Source organism: Nesterenkonia muleiensis (assembly GCF_003600155.1).
Lineage (GTDB): Bacteria > Actinomycetota > Actinomycetes > Actinomycetales > Micrococcaceae > Nesterenkonia > Nesterenkonia muleiensis.
This window is the reverse complement of sequence record NZ_QWLD01000040.1, coordinates 235,836-254,754: the sequence shown is the minus strand read 5'-3', so window position 1 is coordinate 254,754 and position 18,919 is coordinate 235,836. Positions and strand designations below refer to the sequence as shown.

Below are 18,919 nucleotides of genomic sequence, written 5' to 3'. Positions count from 1 at the left end.
AATACGCCGGTCCTGCTATTCGCGCCCGAGATCCCGGTGGACCACATTGACGGTGACATTGGGCAGCTGCGCCAGCCGCCTGGACAGCTCCTCACTGATCGCCACCGATCGGTGCTTGCCACCGGTGCAGCCCACAGCCAGGGTGGCGTAATGCTTGTTCTCCCGGCGGTAGCCGTCAAGGACCGGCTTGAGCGCCTCCACATACCGGTCGACGAACTCACCGGCCCCGGCGTTGTCCAAGACATAGTCGCGGACCTTCCCATCCTGGCCGGTCAGGGGCCGAAGCTCAGGCACCCAGTGCGGATTGGGGATGAACCGGACATCTGCCACATAGTTCGCATCGGCGGGCACCCCGTATTTGAAGCCGAAGCTCATGACGTTCAGCCGCAGAGTGATCGGGCCGTCGTCGCTGAACAGCTCGTTGATGGCATTGGCCAGCCCATGGACGTTGAGGTCGGTGGTGTCCACCACAATGTCGGCCTGCTCCCTGACCGGTTCCAGCAGCTCCCGCTCAGCATGAATGCCCTCGAGGATGCGGCCGTTGCCCTGCAGCGGATGTGGGCGGCGGCCCTGCTCGAATCTGCGGACCAGCAGCTCATCACTGGCCTGCAGATACAGCACCCGGTACGTAATGCCGGCGGCAGCGATCTGCGCCAAGCCTTCCTGCATGGAGGAGTAGAGCCCTCTGCTGCGCGCATCGAGCACCACCGCCAGCTTCTCCACCGATCCGGGATTCCGGGCAACCAGGTCCATCATGGTGGAGATCAGCTCCGGCGGGAGGCCCTCTACCACGTACCAGCCCATGTCTTCCAGAGCATGGGCCGCGGTGGTGCGCCCTGCTCCGGAGAGGCCGGTGACGATCAGCAACTCGTTCTCAGGGGGCTTCACAGGTGCCAGATCGCTCATGCCTCCACCCTACTGTGACTCAGCCTCACCGCGCAGGTGGCTGAGGATCTTCTGGGCTGTCTCCAGCCCCAGGCCGGGGACTTCGGCAATCTGCTCAGCACTTGCCTCGGTCAGGTTGGCCACTGAGCCGAAGTGGGCCACGACGGCGGCCCGGCGTTTGGGTCCCAGGCCAGGCACCTCGTCCAGGGCCGAGGCAGTCATCTGTTTCGACCGGGCCGTACGGTGGAAGGCGATGGCGAAGCGGTGGGCCTCATCCCGGATCCGCTGGAGCATATAGAGGGCCTCCGAGGTGCGCGGGAGCACCAGGGGGAAATCATCCTCAGGCAGCCAGACCTCTTCGAGCCGTTTGGCCAGACCGACCACCGGCATATCGGTGAGCCCGAGCTGGTCCAGAGCACGCCGTGCGGCATGGACTTGGGGCTGGCCGCCGTCAACGACCACCAGGCTGGGCGGATAGGCGAACTTGCCGGGATCATCCACGTCAAGCTCCGCTGACTCCTGCAGGTATTTGCGAAATCGCCTGGTCACCACATTGTGCATCGCCGAGGTGTCGTCGCGGGCGGCCTCACCCCGGATGCTGAAGCGCCGGTAGTCCCGCTTCTTGGGCAGACCGTCCTCCAGGACCACCATGGAGGCGACCACGTTGGTGCCTGAGGTGTGGGAGATGTCATAGCATTCGATGCGCAGCAGCGGTTCCTCCAGCGCCAGCTGCTCCTGCAGCTCACGCAGGGCGGCCGATCGGGTGGTGATGTCGCTGGAGCGGCGGGTCTTGTGCAGGCTCAGCGCCTGCTCGGCGTTCTCCTGGACGGTGCCGAGCAGCGCTGCCTTGTCGCCGCGCTGCGGCACACGGACGCTGACCCGTGCTCCTCGTCGTGCCGAGAGCCACTCGGTGAGCTCTGCGTGGTTCTCGGGTGAGGCCGGCACCAGCACTTCGCGCGGAATGCGCTCGGTGTCGGGCATATCACCGTAGATCTGCAGGATGAGCTGCTCGACCATGCCGGCGTCGTCGAGCTCCTCCACTTTCTCCGAGATCCAGCCTCGCTGCCCGCGGATACGTCCCTGGCGCACGTGAAAGACCTGTGCACTGGCTTCGAGCTCGTCCTGAGCGAAGGCGAAGATATCGGCTTCCGTGTCTTCGGAGAGCACGACGGCGTTGCGTTCGAAGACTCGGCGCAGCGCCTCCAGGTCATCCCTGTGGCGGGCGGCGTCCTCATACCGCAGATCGGCCACTGCCTGCTTCATCTGTTCTTCGATCCTGCGCATATGAGGGCCGGGGCGTCCGGCCATGACTTCCACAAACTCTTCGGCCAGCCTGCGGTGGTCTTCCACGGAGATGTTCCCCACGCAGGGGGCGGCGCATTTGTCGATGTAGCCCAGCAGGCAGGGTCGGCCGGAGGCTTCAGCGCGCTGGTAGACCCCGGCTGAGCAGGACCGGACCGGGAAGACCCGGAGCATGGTGTCCACGGTCTCGCGAATGGCCTTGGCCGGGTGAAAGGGGCCGAAGTATTTGACCCCGGGTTTTTTGTCCCCGCGCATCACCTGAACCCGGGGGACCTTCTCATTCATGGTGACCGCGAGGTAGGGGTAGGACTTGTCGTCCCGGTACATGATGTTGAACCGGGGGGTGTGCTGTTTGATCCAGGTGTACTCCAGCTGGATCGCCTCCAGCTCGGAACCGACCACAGTCCACTGCACGGACGCTGCGGCATGGACCATGGCGTAGGTCTTGGGGTGAAGCTGATGGACCGAGCTGAAGTAGGAGTTCAGCCGGGCGCGCAGACTTTTGGCCTTGCCCACGTAGATGACACGCCCGTGGGGATCGATGAAGCGGTACACCCCGGGCTGTGTGGGGATCTCTCCCGGTCTGGGGCGGTAGCTGGCCGGATCAGCCATCGGCTCCCTTCGGGCCACCGGATTTCGGGGCAGGTTCAGCGGGGCGGACGTTGTAGGCATCTACCCGTTCCTGGCCGGAAAGTGCGGCGATAGCATCCATCACGGCGCCGGTGGCGGCCTTGCGGGGTTTCATCGAGTGTTTGGCCCCCAGCTGGTCGAACTGCAGTGGTTGTCCGATGCGCATCTGGAATGGGGCCGGCCGCATCACCCGCTTGTCGGGCGCCTGCAGCTTCTCGGTCCCGCGCAGGCCCACTGGAACCACCGGCGCGCCGGTGGCCAGGGCCAGCCAGCCGACGCCGTTTTTCCCCCGGTAGAGCCGTCCGTCCCGGCTGCGGGTCCCCTCCGGGTAGATGCCCACCCCGTTCCCGGCCTCGATGATGCTGGTGAGCCGGTATAGCGCCTCCACCGCGCCCGAGTGCTCGTCTCTGTCCACCGGGACTGAGCCGAAGGACTCGAAGAAGAAGCGCTTGCCCCGGCCCAGAAGACCCGGCTGGGTGAAGTACTCCGCTTTGGCGAAGAACCCGACCGGCCGGGGGAAGATGCCCGCGATCAGGACCGAGTCGAGGAAGCTCAGGTGGTTAGAGGCAACAATGAACCCGCCGGTCTCCGGCACGTTCTCCAAGCCGGTGATGGTCGGCCGGCAGAGCAGCCGGGCCGTGCGTCCGCCGATGCGGCGTATTCGTTCCTGGCCTGCGGTGCGCACCTCCAGAAGTGAGGCGCTATCGGGTGTCTGAGGTGCGGTGTTCATCGTCACAGAAGCTTAGCAATCCTGCCCTGTCGGCGGGACTGCTCACCGCAACACCGGGGCAAGGAATCGGCCGGTGTGCGAGCCAGAGGCCTGGTGTCCGGCCGCAACCTGCTCGGGCGTTCCTTCGGCGACGATCCGGCCTCCGCCGGAGCCTCCCTCCGGCCCCAGGTCGATGATCCAGTCGGCAGATTTGACGACATCCAGGTTGTGCTCGATGGTCAGCACGGTGTTGCCCTTCTCCACCAGCCCCTGGAGTACTCCGAGCAATTTGCGGATGTCCTCGAAGTGCAGCCCCGTGGTGGGCTCGTCGAGCACGTAGATGGACCGACCGTTGGAGCGCTTCTGCAGCTCAGAAGCCAGTTTGACGCGCTGGGCCTCACCGCCGGAGAGTGTGGTGGCGGACTGGCCGAGGCGCACATAGCCCAGCCCGACATCGACCAGAGTGTTCAAGTGCCGAGCAATCGGCGCGAAGGCGGAGAAGAACTCAGCGGCCTGCTCGATGGGCATATCGAGCACATCGGCGATCGACTTGCCCTTGTAGAGGATCTCCAGAGTCTCGCGGTTGTAGCGGGCCCCGTGACACACCTCGCAGGGGACGTAGACATCGGGCAGGAAATTCATCTCGATCTTCAAGGTGCCGTCGCCGGAGCAGGACTCACACCGTCCGCCTTTGATGTTGAAGCTGAACCGGCCCGGCTGATAGCCGCGCGTCTTGGCCTCCGGAGTGGCGGCGAAGAGCTTGCGAATGTGGTCGAAGACCCCGGTGTAGGTGGCAGGGTTTGACCGAGGCGTCCTGCCGATGGGGCTCTGGTCGACTTGGATGATCTTGTCGAGGTGCTCAGCGACGCCCTCAATCCTGCGGTGCCTGCCCGGCACCTGACGCGCGTTGTTGAGCTTATTGGCCAGCGCCTTAGAGAGGATCTCATTGATTAGTGTGGACTTCCCGGAACCGGAGACTCCGGTGACCGCCAGAAAGACCCCGAGCGGGATGTCCAGGCTGACTTTGTCGAGGTTGTTCTCCTCCGCTTCGACAACGCGCAGCTTCCGCTTCTGATCAATCTCTCGCCGCTGCGCCGGTAGGGCGATGCTTCGCCGGCCGGAGAGATAGTCGCCGGTGACCGAGGCCTCGTTGGCGTGTAGTGCCTCCACAGATCCCGAGTGCACGATCAGCCCGCCGCGCTCCCCGGCGCCGGGACCGATGTCCACGACCCAGTCGGCCTCAGCGATCGTGTCCTCATCATGTTCGACCACAATCAGGGTGTTGCCCAGGTCGCGAAGCCGGGTCAGGGTTTGGATGAGTCTGGTGTTGTCCCGCTGGTGCAGTCCTATGGAGGGCTCATCGAGCACATAGAGCACTCCGACCAGGCCGGAGCCGATTTGTGTGGCCAGCCGGATGCGCTGGGCCTCTCCGCCGGAGAGGGTGCCGGCGGCCCGTTCCAGGGTGAGGTAGGTCAGCCCCACATCCAGCAGGAACTGCAGGCGAGCATGGATCTCTTTGAGCACCTGGTCGGCGATCTTGGCGTCACGAGCTGTGAGTGTGAGTCCGTCGAAGAACTCGGCGCACTCATCCAGTGGCAGCCGCGCGACATCCGAGATGGACCGCCCGGCCACCAGCACCGACAGTACGGCGGGGTTGAGCCGTTGCCCGTCACAGGCGGGACAGGGTATCTGCCGCATGTACTGTGCAAAGCGGTCGCGGGCGTTGTCAGATTCGACCTCTTCGTGTTTGCGCTCGATGTAGGTGACCACGCCTTCGAATCCACTGGTGTAACGGCGTTCACGCCCCCATCGGTTGCGGTAAGAGACCTTGACCTTGAAGTTACGCCCGTGCAGCAGCGCCTTCCGGGCAGCCTTCGGCAGGTCTTTCCACGGGGTGGTCAGCGTGAAGTCCAGCTCATCGGTGAGGCCTTCTATCACCCGCAGCCAGTATTTCCTGGTCTCCACTCCCATCGACCAGGGAGCGATCGCGCCGTCGTTGATCGACAGTGTGTCGTCAGGGATGACCAGGTCAGGGTCCACCTCCAGGCGGGAGCCAAGGCCGGAGCAAACCTCGCAGGCTCCGAAAGGCGAGTTGAAGCTGAAAGTGCGCGGTTCGATCTCGTCGATCGGCAGCGGATGCTCATTGGGGCAAGCCAGATTCTCGGAGAAGCTCCGGTACTTGGCGGGGTCGCCGTTCTCCGTATCCACCAGGTCAATGACCACCCGGCCGTCGGCCTGCTTGAGTGCGGTCTCGATGGAGTCCGTGAGCCGCTGCCGGATCCCCTCACGGATGACCAGCCGGTCGATGACCACATCGACACTGTGCTTGTACTGCTTCTCCAGGGCGGGCGGATCATTGAGCTGGATGACCTCGCCGTCGACCACCGCGCGGGAGAATCCGGCTCCGGCCAGTTCGCGGAAGAGATCCTTGAACTCGCCCTTGCGTTCACGGACCACCGGGGCGAGCACCTGGAACCGGGTCTTCTCGCCGAAGCTGAGCACTTGGTCCACAATCTGTTGCGGAGTCTGCCGGTCGATCACCTCCCCGCACTCCGGACAGTGCGGAACCCCGATACGCGCCCAGAGCAGCCGCAGGTAGTCGTGAATCTCGGTCACGGTACCCACCGTGGAGCGCGGGTTGCGGGAAGTGGATTTCTGATCAATAGAGACTGCCGGAGAGAGACCCTCGATGAAGTCGATATCAGGTTTGTCCACCCGTCCCAGGAACTGGCGGGCATAGGCCGACAGCGACTCCACATAGCGCCGCTGCCCCTCGGCGAAGATCGTGTCGAAGGCCAATGAGGACTTGCCGGAGCCGGAAAGACCGGTGAAGACGATGAACGCATTGCGCGGCAGCTCAAGTCCGATGTCCTTGAGGTTGTGCTCACGGGCGCCCTGAACCACGATCCGGTCGGCCTCGGAGCGTCCCACCACGGCGCTGGAGACCCCGTTGGACGGGGCATCCTCACGGGAACCCCGGCGGTAGTAGTCGTCTACGGACTCCATCACAGCAGCAGTCGTCTCAGGCACGCGCACAAGTCTACGGCCGATTCTTTATTCGAACAAGTATTCGATTTCACATCGGCGCCCGCCTCTGAGCCAAACGGGCCTGCACAGGAGAGAGCCCGGCGCATACACTGGAGCCCATGGCCCCGCAGAGTTCCCTGATCTACGATCTGCCCGCAGTGACCGTTCGGCGCATCGCCGTCAGCGAGATGAGCAATAACGTCTATCTGCTCACCGCCAAGAAATCAGGGATCCAGGTGCTGATCGACGCCGCCGACGACGCCGCGGCTATCCGGGGCATGATTAATGAGGCCACGGGCGACACCCCCTGTTCCCCCCGGCTGCACGCTGTGCTCACCACCCATCAGCACTGGGACCATATCCGGGCGCTGCCCGAGGTGGCCCAGGACTCTGCGGCCGAGCTGGCCGCCGGGCAGGACGATGCCGCCGCGATCGAGCGGGAGACAAACCTCAGCATCGACCGGCGGCTGGGGCACGGAGAGACTGTGCAGTATGACGGTATGGCCCTGGATGTCATTCATCTGAGTGGGCACACTCCCGGCTCGGTCGCCTTCGTCTACCCCGTGGAGGACGGACCCACCCACATCTTCACCGGGGACTCCCTCTTCCCCGGCGGTGTGGGCAAAACCTGGAACGAAACGGACTTCAGCCAACTGATCGACGACGTCGAGACCCGCATCTTCGCCGTCTACGACGACGACACCATCATCCACCCCGGCCACGGGGATCCGACCACCTTGGGCGCTGAGCGGCCGCAGCTTCCCCAGTGGCGCGAGCGCGGCTGGTGAGGCTGCAGGTCCCCGGAGGCTGGGGCACACCCACCCCCGATCAGCTGTTCGAGACCTTCACCTCCTGGGTCGAGGACCGGGGAATGACCCTCTACCCCGCCCAGGAGGACGCCGTCCTGGAACTGGCCGACGGCAACCATGTCATCATGGCCACACCCACCGGGTCGGGAAAGTCCATGGTGGCCCTGGCCGCGCACTTCTTCGCCCTGGCCCGGCGGGAGCGCACGGTCTACACCGCTCCCATCAAAGCACTGGTGAGTGAGAAGTTCTTCTCCCTGATCGAGGTCTTCGGCCCGGAGAACGTGGGCATGGTCACCGGGGACTCCTCGGTCAACGCCGGTGCACCCATCATCTGCTGCACTGCGGAGATCCTGGCCAATGAGTCGCTGCGCGACGGTGCGGAGGCGAACCTGGGGCCGGTGGTGATGGACGAGTTCCACTTCTATGCCGACCCGCACCGGGGTTGGGCGTGGCAAGTCCCGCTGACTGAACTTAGGGGTGAACACGGCGGCAAGAGCGCTGTGCAGTTCCTGCTGATGTCCGCCACTCTGGGTGATACCAGCCGGTTCGAAAGCCGGATTGCGGAGCGGACTGGACGCGACGTCGTCGTCGTGTCCTCCGCCATGCGTCCGGTGCCGCTGAGCTTTGAGTATTCGACCACTCCCCTGGTGGAGAAGCTGGAGCAGCTGGCCGCCGAACAGCTGGCCCCGGTCTATGTGGTGCACTTCTCCCAGCGTGAGGCCGCTGAGCGTGCCGCCGGGCTGATGAGCCTGAACCTGCTCACCAAGTCCGAGCGTGAGCGGCTGGGCGAACGTCTGAAGGGCTTTCGCTTCGCCAAGGGCTACGGGCAGACGCTCTCCCGCTTGCTGAAGTCCGGGGTGGGTGTCCATCACGCCGGGATGCTGCCCAAATACCGGCGGCTGGTGGAGCAGCTGGCGCAGGAGGGACTGCTCAAGGTGATCTCCGGCACCGACACCCTGGGTGTGGGCATCAATGTGCCCATCCGGACCGTCCTGCTGAGCGGGCTCTCCAAGTACGACGGCGCCCGGGTCCGCCAGCTCAACGCACGGGAGTTCCATCAGATCGCCGGCCGGGCCGGACGCGCCGGTTTCGACACTGAGGGCACTGTGGTGGTCCAGGCCCCGGAGCATGTGATCGAGAACCAGGCAGCTGAGCGGAAACTGGCCGCCAAGCACTCCGGGGATGAGGCCAAGCTGACCCAGGCGATGAAGTCCAAGCCGAAGAAGAAGCCGCCGGAGGGTTTTGTCTCCTGGAGCCAGAAGACGTTTGAGAAGATCATCGCGGCTGAGCCGGAGCCGATGGTCTCCCGGATGCAGGTCAGCTATGCGATGGTGCTGCACCTGTTGAACCGTCCCGAGGATCCGATCCTGGCGATGCGCCGGCTGATCACCAGCTCGGATGAGTCCCCGGCCCGGCAGGCGCAGCTGCAGCGCCGTGCCCTGCAGATCCTCCGCGAGCTGTTGGCCGCCGGTGTGCTGGAGAAACTGGCAGAGCCCGATGACGACGGCCGGACGGTGGACCTGACCGTCGATCTGCAGGACGACTTCGCGCTGAACCAGCCGCTGGCCCCATTCGCGGTGGCGGCCCTGGATCTGCTGGACCCGGAGGCGGAGACCTATGCGCTGGAGGTGATCAGCGTGATCGAGTCCATCCTGGAAACCCCCTACCAGGTTACCGGCGCCCAGGTGAAGAAGCTGAAGTCCGAGCGGATCGCTGAGCTGAAGGCAGAAGGGGTCGACTACACCGAGCGGATGCGCATTCTGGACGAGCTGACCCACCCGCAGCCGCTGGCCGAGCTGCTGGAGCAGCAGTTCGAGGTCTACCGCGCCTCCGCACCCTGGGTGGCCGACTACGAGCTTGCTCCGAAATCCGTGGTGCGCGATATGGTCGAGCGCGCGTTCACCTTCGTCGATGCGGTGAACTTCTACGGACTGGCCCGCAGCGAGGGTGTGCTGCTGCGCTACCTCACCGACGCCTACCGGGCCCTGCGCCAGACGGTGCCTGCCACCAAGGTCAACGAGGAGCTGGAGGATCTGATCGAGTGGCTGGGCGAGGTCATCCGGCAGACCGACTCCTCACTGCTGGAGGAGTGGGAGCGGCTCTCCGCCGGAGACGATCCGGCCAAGCTGGCCGAGTTGGAGAAGGAGCAGAGCAACGACGACGCGGCCCCGGCCGGCTTCACTGCCAATGAGCGGGCTTTCGCCGTGGTGGTCCGCAATGCGATGTTCCGCCGCGCGGAGTTGTTCGCACAGGAGAAGGAGAAGGAGCTGGCCGCCCTGGAGCGTGAGCACGGCAGCACCGGGGAGTGGACGGACCCGGAGCGCTGGGGTGAGGCGCTGGATGTGTTCTTCGACGAGTACGAGGACCTCTACGTGGACGCCAAGGCCCGCTCAGCCGAGTACTTCCGCCTGGACAAGAAGCCTGCGGAGAAGCCGAGGGCTGGGACGTCACGGTACTGGCATGCGGTCCAGGTGCTCGACGACGACCAGGGCAACCACGACTGGGGGATCCACGCATGGGTTGACCTCACCGCCTCCGACGAGGCCGAGGCGGCGGTGATCACCGTCTATCACGTAGGAGAGCTGAGGAACCGGTGAGCGAAGTGCGCGAGCTGCTGGATGGGACTCGGATTGTTGACCACTGGGTGACCGTCCCGCTGGACTGGGAGAACGCTGCCGGCGAGACCATTGACATCTATGCCCGGGAATTCATCGGTGCGGAGGCGCTGGCCAAGGGGGAGGCGCATGTCTCCTCCCTGCCGTACCTGCTGTTCTTGCAGGGAGGTCCCGGCGGCAAGGGCAACCGGCCTGCCAAGCTCTCCGGCTGGATGACTGAACTGGCCACCGACTTCCGCATCTTGATGCTGGACCAGCGTGGTACCGGGCTCTCGGCACGGCTGGACCGGCACAGTCTCGCCGCCCACGGTAGTCCCACAGCACAGGCAGAGCACCTACGAAACTTCCGGGCTGACTCTATTGTGCGCGATGCCGAGGCGCTGCGGGAGGCCCTGGGCATCGAGTCCTGGACCGTGTTCGGGCAGAGCTACGGCGGATTCTGTACGCTGACCTACCTGTCCTTCGCCCCTGAGCATCTGGACCGGGCGCTGATCACCGGCGGGCTGGCACCCCTGACCGGTCATGCTGAGCGGGTCTACCAGCACACCTATCCACGGATGGCCGCACGCAATGCCGAGTACTTCGCACGCTTCCCGGAGGACCGGGAACGGCTCAACGACGTCGTCGCCCACCTCAGGACCCATCATGTCCGGCTGCTGGACGGCTCACCGCTGACAGTGGCCCGCCTGCAGCTGCTGGGCCTGCTGCTAGGTGGGAACACCAAGGTGGACACCCTGCACTACCTGTTGGAGGAGGCCTTCACCGGCCCGAGCAGAACGCGGCTCTCGGATACGTTCCTGAATGGCGCCGGCCAGCAGATCTCGTTCGCCGGCAACCCGATGTACGCGGTGATGCATGAGTCCATCTACGGGCAGCCGGCAGAGCTCAGCGGCGGCAGCGCGGCCATTTCGTGGGCATCCGAGCGGGTGCGCGAGCACTTCCCGGCGTTCTCCCCAGATGCAGACTCTCCGCTGCTTCTGGGCGAGATGATCCTGCGCGAGCATGTCCGCCTGGATCCCGTGCTGGCACCGTTGTATGAGACCGCTGAGCAGCTCGCCGCCGTCGACGACTGGCCGGCGCTCTATGATCTGGAGCAGCTGGCCCGGAACACGGTGCCCGCTGCCGCCGCAGTCTACACCGACGACGTCTTCGTCTCCCGTGAGCTGTCCTTGGAGACGGCCGCGCGGGTGGCGAACCTGCAGGTCTGGGAGACTGTGGACTTCCACCACGACGGCATCCACGAGGACGGGAAACGAGTTCTCCGCACACTCCTTGAGCTCACCGGGCACTGATCAGACCGAGGGGCCGCTGCTGTCGACGATGCCCTGGGAGACAGGTGCTTCGACTCCCTTCCGGCGGGCGGAGTCCAGCCGGGTCTCGTGGGCCGTGCGGATCACGCTGGAGTATTTGTCCTTATGCTCGATCAGCTCCGACCGGAACTTCCCCGGCACTGCTTCCGCCGCCTGGGTCCAGCGGTCCATCAGCTCTTCGGCCTGGCGAACCTCCTCCTCCGCAGCGCCCTGGTCGAGCTTGGTGTAGCGGAAGGCGAACTTCTCGGCGTTCTGCAGAGCCCGCAGCGCTCTGCCCTTGGGGCTGACCAGTGAGGCGACCACGGTGATGGTCAGTACGCAGACGATCACCACCAGGGAGACCGTGGTGGGGATCTCCTGGACGGGCACGTCCTCCCCTGAGTTGATGAAGGGCAGGTTGTTCTCATGCAGGGCGTGCAGGATGAGCTTGACGCCGATGAAGCCGAGGATCGCGGCCAGACCGTAGGAGAGGTAGACCAGCCGGTCCAGCAGCCCGTCGATGAGGAAGTACAGCTGACGCAGGCCCATCAGGGAGAACGCCGTGGCGGTGAAGACGATATAGGGCTCCTGCGTCAGGCCGAAGATCGCAGGGATGGAGTCGAAGGCGAAGAGCAGGTCGGTGGCACCGATGGCCACCATCACCAGCAGCATCGGGGTCAGCACCCGCTTGCCGTTGATCCTGGTGATCAGCTTGTCGCCGTCGTACTTCTCCGAGGTGGGCAGGACACGGGTGGCCAGGCGCACCATGATGTTGTCCGCCTCATCCTTCCCGCTCTTATCCCCGGTGAGCTCTCCCCTGAGCTGCTGACCGGCCACCAGCAGCAGCGCGAGGCCGAACAGGTAGAAGACGTCCGACCACCGTTCGATGATCGCGGCACCGACCAGGATGAACGCGGTGCGCGAGATCAGAGCGAAGGTGATGCCGAAGAGCAGGACCTTCTGCTGAAACTCACGCGGCACCTGGAAGGAGGCCATGATCACCAGGAACACGAAGAGGTTGTCGACGCTCAGCGCCTTCTCCGTCAGATATCCGGCGTAGTACTCCACCGCATGCTCAGCGTCACCGACGGCGAAGAAGAGCAGTCCGAACAGCAGGGCGATGCCCACATAGATCGCGGACCAGATGGCCGCTTCCCGGATAGTGGGGATATGGGCTTTTCGGACGTGGAAGATGTAGTCGAAGAGCAGCAGGCCGACAATCGCGGTGACGGTGAGGGTCCACAGCATTGGCGTGATATCCATGGAGAGTTCGTTCCTTTCGAGAACTGAGGATACAGAAGGTCCTCGTGAGTCTCTCCGCCTGCGCTTCTCATGCTCAGGCTGCTGCGTCCGACGAAACGACTATGCTTCGTGTGCTGACGTCCACAGCATTAGGGATACTCCCCCACGCGTCATTCGATGATACATGCTCAGGGCGCAGCCCTGGCACACCCGTCCGGAGGGTCACTGTGCTTGTTCGATGGCGCGGAGCTCTTTCTTCAAGTCGGAGAGCTCGTCGCGCAGCCGGGCCGCGAGTTCGAAGTTCAGGTCCTCTGCGGCCTTGTGCATCTGTTCGGTGAGCTGGCTGATCAGGTCGGCGGTGTCGGTCGCCGGTGTGCGGGCGGCCAGGCTGTGCTCTGTGCTGCCGATGTCCGCGGGGGCGGCGTCGTCGTCCTTCTGGAAAGCGGTGAGACCGCGGTGGCCCTTGCCGTACTGGAATCCGGTGGCCAGTCCGCCCATGCCTTGGAGCAGGTCTGCGGTGTCGACGTCCTCACGGGCCAACTGGTCGGTGATGTCCGCGATCTTCTTCACCAGCGGCGCAGGATCGATGCCGTGGGCCTCGTTGTGTGCGACCTGTTTGGCGCGCCGGCGCTCGGTCTCATCGATGGCCCGGCGCATGGAGTCGGTGATCCGATCGGCGTACATATGCACCTCGCCGTGCAGGTTGCGAGCGGCTCGCCCGATGGTCTGGATGAGGCTGGTGGTGGAGCGGAGGAAGCCTTCCTTGTCAGCATCGAGGATCGCGACCAGTGAGACCTCGGGCAGGTCAAGGCCCTCTCGCAGCAGGTTGATGCCCACCACCACGTCGAACGTTCCTTTACGCAGTTCGCGCAGGATCTCGATGCGTTTGAGGGTGTCCACGTCTGAGTGCAGGTACTCCACTTTCACCCCGTGCTCGAGCAGGTACTCGGTGAGGTCCTCGGCCATGCGCTTGGTCAGCGTGGTGACCAGGGTGCGCTCGCCACGCTCGGTGCGACTGCGGATCTGGCTGAGCAGGTCGTCGATCTGGCCCTTGGTGGGCTTGACCTCCACTTTGGGGTCCACCAGACCGGTGGGCCGGATGATCTGTTCGACCACGCCGTCGGAGACGCCCAGCTCGTAGGTGCCCGGGGTGGCTGAGAGGTAGACGGTCTGGCCGATGCGTTCTAAGAACTCGTCCCATTTCAGCGGGCGGTTGTCCATGGCACTGGGCAGCCGGAACCCGTGCTCCACCAGGGTGCGCTTGCGGGACATGTCCCCTTCGTACATGCCGCCGATCTGCGGGATGCTCACATGGGACTCGTCCACGATCAGCAGGAAATCGTCCGGGAAGTAGTCCAGCAGGCAGTGCGGCGCGGAGCCCTGCTCGCGGTCATCGATGTGCCGCGAGTAGTTCTCGATGCCGTTGCAGAAGCCCATCTGGGCCATCATCTCCAAGTCATAGGTGGTGCGCATGCGCAGCCGCTGGGCCTCCAGCAGCTTGTTCTGGGACTCCAGCTCGGCCAGGCGCTGGCGCAGTTCGTCCTCGATCCCGGTGATGGCTTTGGCCATCCGGTCGTCACCGGCCACGTAGTGGCTGGCGGGGAAGATGTACATCTCTTCCTCTTCGCGCACCACGGTGCCGGTGAGGGGGTGGAGGGTATGGATGGCCTCGATCTCGTCGCCGAAGAACTCGATGCGCACCGCGAGTTCCTCGTACATGGGGATGATCTCCACCGTGTCGCCGCGGACCCGGAAGGTGCCACGGTGGAAGTCGGTGTCATTGCGCACGTACTGCATACCCACGAACCGGCGCAGCAGCTGATCCCGGTCGGTCTGGTCTCCGCGGCGCAGGGACACCATCTGGGCGATGTACTCCTCGGGTGTGCCCAGGCCGTAGATGCAGGAGACGGTGGCGACCACCACGGTGTCGCGCCTGGTCAGCAGGGCATTGGTGGCGGAGTGGCGCAGCCGTTCCACCTCCTCGTTGATGGAGCTGTCCTTCTCGATGAAGGTGTCGGTCTGCGGGACGTAGGCCTCGGGCTGGTAGTAGTCGTAGTAGGAGACGAAGTACTCCACCGCGTTGTTCGGCAGCAGCTCGCGGAACTCATTGGCCAGCTGGGCGGCCAGGGTCTTGTTCTGCACCATGACCAGGGTGGGCCGCTGCAGCCGCTCGATCAGCCAGGCGGCGGTGGCGGACTTGCCGGTGCCTGTGGCCCCCATCAGGACCACGTCCTTCTCTCCGCCCTCGACCCGCTCGGCCAGCTCGGCAATCGCCGTGGGCTGGTCACCGGAGGGCTGGTAGGGGCTGACCACTTCGAAAGGGGCCACGGTCCGGGAGATCTTGGGCGCAAGACTCATGACGCCTAGTCTACGCGCAAACTATAGAACCTGTGTTCGAATACTCTCCCAGAGTTCATCCACCATGCACCTATCTACCATTTTGCCCAGTTGATTACAGCCATGTAAAACATCAGCCTCCCCCTTGTCGAGACCAGAACCAGCACATAGGCTTACCAAAACGCTTTGCCAAATCGCTTTGGCAGGTGGTTATCTACACCCAGAGAAGGAGCATGGTGATGGCATCCATTCGTGACGTCGCCCTACATGCCGACGTAAGCGTGACAACCGTCTCGCATGCCATCAGTGGTAAACGAAAAGTGAGTGAAGGGGTCCGGCAACGCGTCAAAACTGCCATGGAAGAACTTGGCTACGTACCGAGCCGGTCTGCGCAGAGCTTAGCCCAGGGACGTACTCGCATCCTGGGTCTGGTGGTACCGGATATCGGAAATGGCTATTTCGCTGAACTCGCCAAGGGCGTAGAGCGTACTGCCATTGCTCAGGGGTACAACACCTTCCTGTGTACCACCGGTTTTGACCATGCCCGAGAGCTTTCATATCTTGAGCTGGTTCGCTCTCGGGCAGTTGACGGCATCGTCTATGCAGCAGGTGCTCCACCAAGCGGACCCGAACTGGCACGGGTCCTGGGCAATCTGCCCACTGTGCTCGTCGATGAAGAAGTTCCATGGGCGCCACTTCCCACGTTCATCTCTGACAATTTTGAAGGTGGTCGCGCGGCTGCAACATACCTCTTAGAACTCGGCCATCACCAGACGATGACCGTAGGCGGTCCCGAGGACCTGGAGTCCAGTGCGCAGCGCATCGCCGGATTCACCCAAGCCTGGAGAGATGGCGGGGGCGAACAGCCGGTGATCGCTTCGGGGGGATTCACTGAAAAAGGCGGCTATGACGTCGTCAAGGCACATCTCGATCTCCTACAAAGAAAAGAGGTCACCTGCGTCTTCGCCGCCAATGACCTGATGGCCTTGGGCATTCTTGATGCGCTCTACGATCACCGGCTCACCAGTCCTGCCGATATATCGGTCATAGGTTTCGACGATATCGGCGCGGCGCGGTATGCACGCCCCCACCTTACGACGATCCGACAAGACGTGGCAGCCCTGGGATCTTCAGCCACCAGGGCCGTCATCGACATCGTCGAAGGAAGATCAGAAAACGATGCCCGCCGGAACGTTCGCCCTGTCGAATTGATAGTGCGTGATTCGACAGCTCCCTTGACCACCTGACCACTCGCATCCGATCACTCTGAAAGAGCGATTCCATGGCACATATCTCTATCAATGACGTCACTAAGACCTTCCATACCGCCAGAAAAGAAACACACGCCCTCAACCGAGCCAGCCTCGAGATCCCCGATGGTGAGATTCTCTGCATCGTAGGTCCCAGCGGGTGTGGCAAGACGACTCTTCTCAACCTGGTGGCCGGCTTCCACGAGCCCAGCAGTGGTTTCATCCTGGTGGAGGGAGAACCGGTGGAAGGCCCCTCATCCCAACGAGCAGTCGTCTTCCAAGCTGATGCAGTCTTTCCCTGGCTCTCGGTGAAGGACAACGTCGGATTCGGTCTTGCTGCCCAAGGGCGCAACCGTGAGAAGGAAGATCGCGTCAACCACTATTTGGATCTGGTGGGCCTCTCCGATTTTGCCAAGACATACCCCAAGGAACTCTCCGGCGGGATGCGTAAGCGAGTCGACTTGGCTCGGGCCTACGCCAGCGGTCCGGAGGTTCTACTCCTCGACGAGCCCTTCGGCGCTCTAGATCTGTTCACCAAGGAAGCGATGTGGCTGGCACTCAAACGCGTCACTGCCCTGGAGCCAAAAACCATCATCTTCGTGACCCACGACATAGAAGAGGCATTGTTCCTTGGCGATCGGGTGGTGGTGATGACTCCACGCCCAGCGCGCATCCACAGTGTGATCAATGTGCCTTTCGGTGCCGAGCGCAACCTAGATCTTCGCACTGACCCACAATTCCAAAAGATGCGTGCCGACATTGCTCACACCCTTAGGGAGGTTCACCATGGCGCAGCCTGATCCTGCACTCGCTCCGACATCCGGCAATAAGCAGAAGACGCCACCCCTAGCGGCCCCGAAGAATTCTCCACTCTCCCGACGCGTAGCATCTCCTTTCATCAGCACCGCGACAGTTCTCATCGTCCTGCTGCTTTGGTGGCTGGCAACCAGCGGTACAGGCCTCATTCCACCGCTCTACTTTCCCAGCCCGGGATCAGTGGGGCAAGCTCTGATAGCACTTAACACCCAAATTGCGGCAGACGCCGGTGCGACTCTCCTACGCGTAGTGGTCTCCTGGGTGGGCGGCTCGACCCTTGGCGTGGCAGTCGGGCTGATGATGGCACGCACATGGTGGGTGATGGCTGCCCTCAACCCGCTGATCGAAGCTATCAGGCCGATTCCGCCGGTGGCGCTCATCCCCTTCGTTATTCTGTGGTTTGGGATCGGCGACGACGGCAAGATCTTCCTCGGCGCCCTAGCCTGCTTCATGGTCATGGTCGTCAATACCACTGTGGCTGTGACCAATGTGCCACCGGTCTACGTCCAGGCAGCCCGCTCCTTGGGCTCAAACACTGGATTCGTCTATCGACGCGTCATTCTTCCGGCGATCATTCCAGAGATTCTCTCCGGCTTCCGGATCGGCTGCGCTCTGGCTTTCGCGGTCGTCGTGGCCGCCGAGTTCCTTGGGGCGGATCTCGGAATCGGCAGACTCATCATGCAGGCCAGCCGCACCCTTAACACGTCCACAGTACTCCTGGGCACTGCCTCCATCGCAGTAATGGCGGTGCTGTTAGATCTGCTCATCTCACGCCTGAGTCGCTATATCACTCGTTGGTCAGCTAATCGCTGATCTGTCCCCGAAAAACTCGCCCAGCGGGTCACCCAAAGAAAGGAAGATCATGAAAAGGTCACGCTTCTATGCTGGACTTGCCGTCAGCACGATGCTCCTGCCGCTTGCTGCCTGCTCCCCCGACGGGGAAAGCAGTGAAAACGGCAACGGAGACGAGCTAACCACCCTCACCGTGGGAATCTCTCCCTTCCAAGACACCTACCTCCCTCTGGTGGGCCAGGAGATGGGGTGGTTCGAGGAAGTGGGGCTGGAAGTGGAGCTGCGCTCCCTAGCTTGGAATGCGGTAATGCCTGCTCTCAGCTCCGGAGACCTCGACGCCGCAGTATTCAACACCACGGGCGTCGTCTCAGTGGCCAATACTGACCCCGAGGCAGTGTATGCCTACGGATGGAACCCCTTCACCGAAGGATCCGCGCTGATGATCGATCCAGAGAGCGGACTGCGGTCCATTGACGACCTTGAAGGTGAACTCGGAGACCGGGAGGAAGCCCGGACTGAAGCGGTGGAGCAACTGGAGGGCCGGACAGTGGTTACCACACTGGGTACCGATATGGGCAATCAGCTGATGAATGCTCTCGAATCGGTAGGAATGAACCAAAACGACGTCAACATCGTCGACATGGACCCGGATGCAGGGCTCGCCGCATTCCTCTCCGGCACCGGGGACGCCTATCTGGGTGGCGTTCCGCAGCGCGGCACAGCACTCAACAACGGGATGGAAGTGGGACTCGCCGGGCCCGATCTTGCACCTCCCCCAATCAATGGTCTTGTGACTTCTGCCTCATATCTGGAGGAGAACAAAGAGACGCTCCTCGCCTTCCTGAACGTCACCCACCGCATTATCCGTTACTGCGACGACGAAACCGAGACCTGCGGAGAAATCATCACTGAGCGGATGAACCAGGAGACAGCCGATGACTTCACTGTGGAGGATTTCGTCGACTTCTGGCAGAACATCGAGCTTTACGCTCAGGATGCCCAGTCTGCCGCCGAGATGATTCTCGAAGAAGACGGCATCGCGTACTGGCGCGACACCTGGGACTCCGACAACAACACTCTAGTGGACGGCGGAGACATCCCCGCAGCAGTGGACCCCGCGGAGCACTTCCTGATGGAAGAGGTCTGGGAAGCATACGTGGATGAATACGGTGAGGAAGAGACTGGTTACTAAATCTCTCCGCCGAGTTATGAAATA

At 63.2% G+C, this 18,919-nt stretch carries 13 protein-coding genes; 7 read left to right on the top strand and 6 right to left on the bottom strand.

Features of this window, described 5'->3' with window-relative positions:
* Nucleotides 1–15: 15 nt before the first annotated feature.
* Genes rapZ through uvrA form a run of 4 tightly spaced genes read right to left on the bottom strand, consistent with a single transcriptional unit; the run spans nt 16 to nt 6,532 of the window.
* A complete protein-coding gene (gene rapZ, locus DVO78_RS12340; RefSeq protein WP_120005182.1) occupies nt 16–906 on the bottom strand; it encodes an RNase adapter RapZ in 891 nt (296 codons plus the stop codon).
* A gap of 9 nt (nt 907–915) precedes the next feature.
* The gene (gene uvrC / locus DVO78_RS12335) at nt 916–2,799 is read right to left on the bottom strand and encodes an excinuclease ABC subunit UvrC (RefSeq protein WP_120005181.1); all 1,884 of its coding nucleotides are present in this window, start codon (nt 2,797–2,799) and stop codon (nt 916–918) included.
* Nucleotides 2,792–3,547 (bottom strand): lysophospholipid acyltransferase family protein, encoded by a 756-nt coding sequence (locus DVO78_RS12330; protein WP_120005180.1) that lies wholly within the window; start codon nt 3,545–3,547, stop codon nt 2,792–2,794. The genes uvrC and DVO78_RS12330 overlap by 8 nt, the downstream gene beginning before the upstream one ends.
* Before the next feature lie 42 nt (nt 3,548–3,589).
* Nucleotides 3,590–6,532 carry an excinuclease ABC subunit UvrA gene (uvrA, locus tag DVO78_RS12325; protein ID WP_120005384.1) on the bottom strand — a complete coding sequence of 981 codons (2,943 nt, stop codon included), beginning with the start codon at nt 6,530–6,532 and terminating at the stop codon, nt 3,590–3,592.
* A 140-nt stretch (nt 6,533–6,672) separates the two neighbouring features.
* Here uvrA and DVO78_RS12320 point away from each other — a divergent pair, with 140 nt between their 5' ends.
* Genes DVO78_RS12320 through DVO78_RS12310 form a run of 3 tightly spaced genes read left to right on the top strand, consistent with a single transcriptional unit; the run spans nt 6,673 to nt 11,269 of the window.
* Nucleotides 6,673–7,341, top strand: a complete 669-nt coding sequence (locus DVO78_RS12320) for an MBL fold metallo-hydrolase (protein ID WP_120005179.1) — start codon at nt 6,673–6,675, stop codon at nt 7,339–7,341.
* Nucleotides 7,338–9,959, top strand: a complete 2,622-nt coding sequence (locus tag DVO78_RS12315) for a DEAD/DEAH box helicase (RefSeq protein ID WP_238385280.1) — start codon at nt 7,338–7,340, stop codon at nt 9,957–9,959. Before DVO78_RS12320 ends, DVO78_RS12315 begins: the two co-directional genes overlap by 4 nt.
* Nucleotides 9,956–11,269, top strand: coding sequence for an alpha/beta fold hydrolase (locus tag DVO78_RS12310; protein ID WP_120005178.1), 1,314 nt, complete (start codon nt 9,956–9,958; stop codon nt 11,267–11,269). Before DVO78_RS12315 ends, DVO78_RS12310 begins: the two co-directional genes overlap by 4 nt.
* On the opposite strand, the gene DVO78_RS12305 is transcribed toward DVO78_RS12310, so the two are convergent.
* Together DVO78_RS12305 and uvrB are read right to left on the bottom strand one after the other, a co-directional pair.
* Nucleotides 11,270–12,529: a TerC family protein gene (locus DVO78_RS12305; RefSeq protein ID WP_120005177.1), complete on the bottom strand. Its 1,260-nt coding sequence runs from the start codon at nt 12,527–12,529 to the stop codon at nt 11,270–11,272.
* Nucleotides 12,530–12,730: 201 nt separating this feature from the next.
* Nucleotides 12,731–14,866: an excinuclease ABC subunit UvrB gene (uvrB, locus tag DVO78_RS12300; protein ID WP_120005176.1), complete on the bottom strand. Its 2,136-nt coding sequence runs from the start codon at nt 14,864–14,866 to the stop codon at nt 12,731–12,733.
* Between the two features lie 218 nt (nt 14,867–15,084).
* On the opposite strand from uvrB, the gene DVO78_RS12295 reads away from it, so the two are divergent.
* The 4 genes from DVO78_RS12295 (at nt 15,085) to DVO78_RS12280 (ending at nt 18,895) form a co-directional block, all read left to right on the top strand.
* Nucleotides 15,085–16,092 (top strand): LacI family DNA-binding transcriptional regulator, encoded by a 1,008-nt coding sequence (locus tag DVO78_RS12295; protein WP_162301592.1) that lies wholly within the window; start codon nt 15,085–15,087, stop codon nt 16,090–16,092.
* 35 nt (nt 16,093–16,127) lie between these two features.
* Nucleotides 16,128–16,895 carry an ABC transporter ATP-binding protein gene (locus DVO78_RS12290; RefSeq protein WP_120005174.1) on the top strand — a complete coding sequence of 256 codons (768 nt, stop codon included), beginning with the start codon at nt 16,128–16,130 and terminating at the stop codon, nt 16,893–16,895.
* A 265-nt stretch (nt 16,896–17,160) separates the two neighbouring features.
* Nucleotides 17,161–17,724 (top strand): ABC transporter permease, encoded by a 564-nt coding sequence (locus DVO78_RS12285; RefSeq protein WP_157984025.1) that lies wholly within the window; start codon nt 17,161–17,163, stop codon nt 17,722–17,724.
* A gap of 49 nt (nt 17,725–17,773) precedes the next feature.
* Nucleotides 17,774–18,895, top strand: a complete 1,122-nt coding sequence (locus DVO78_RS12280; RefSeq protein ID WP_120005172.1) for an ABC transporter substrate-binding protein — start codon at nt 17,774–17,776, stop codon at nt 18,893–18,895.
* Nucleotides 18,896–18,919 lie beyond the last annotated feature (24 nt).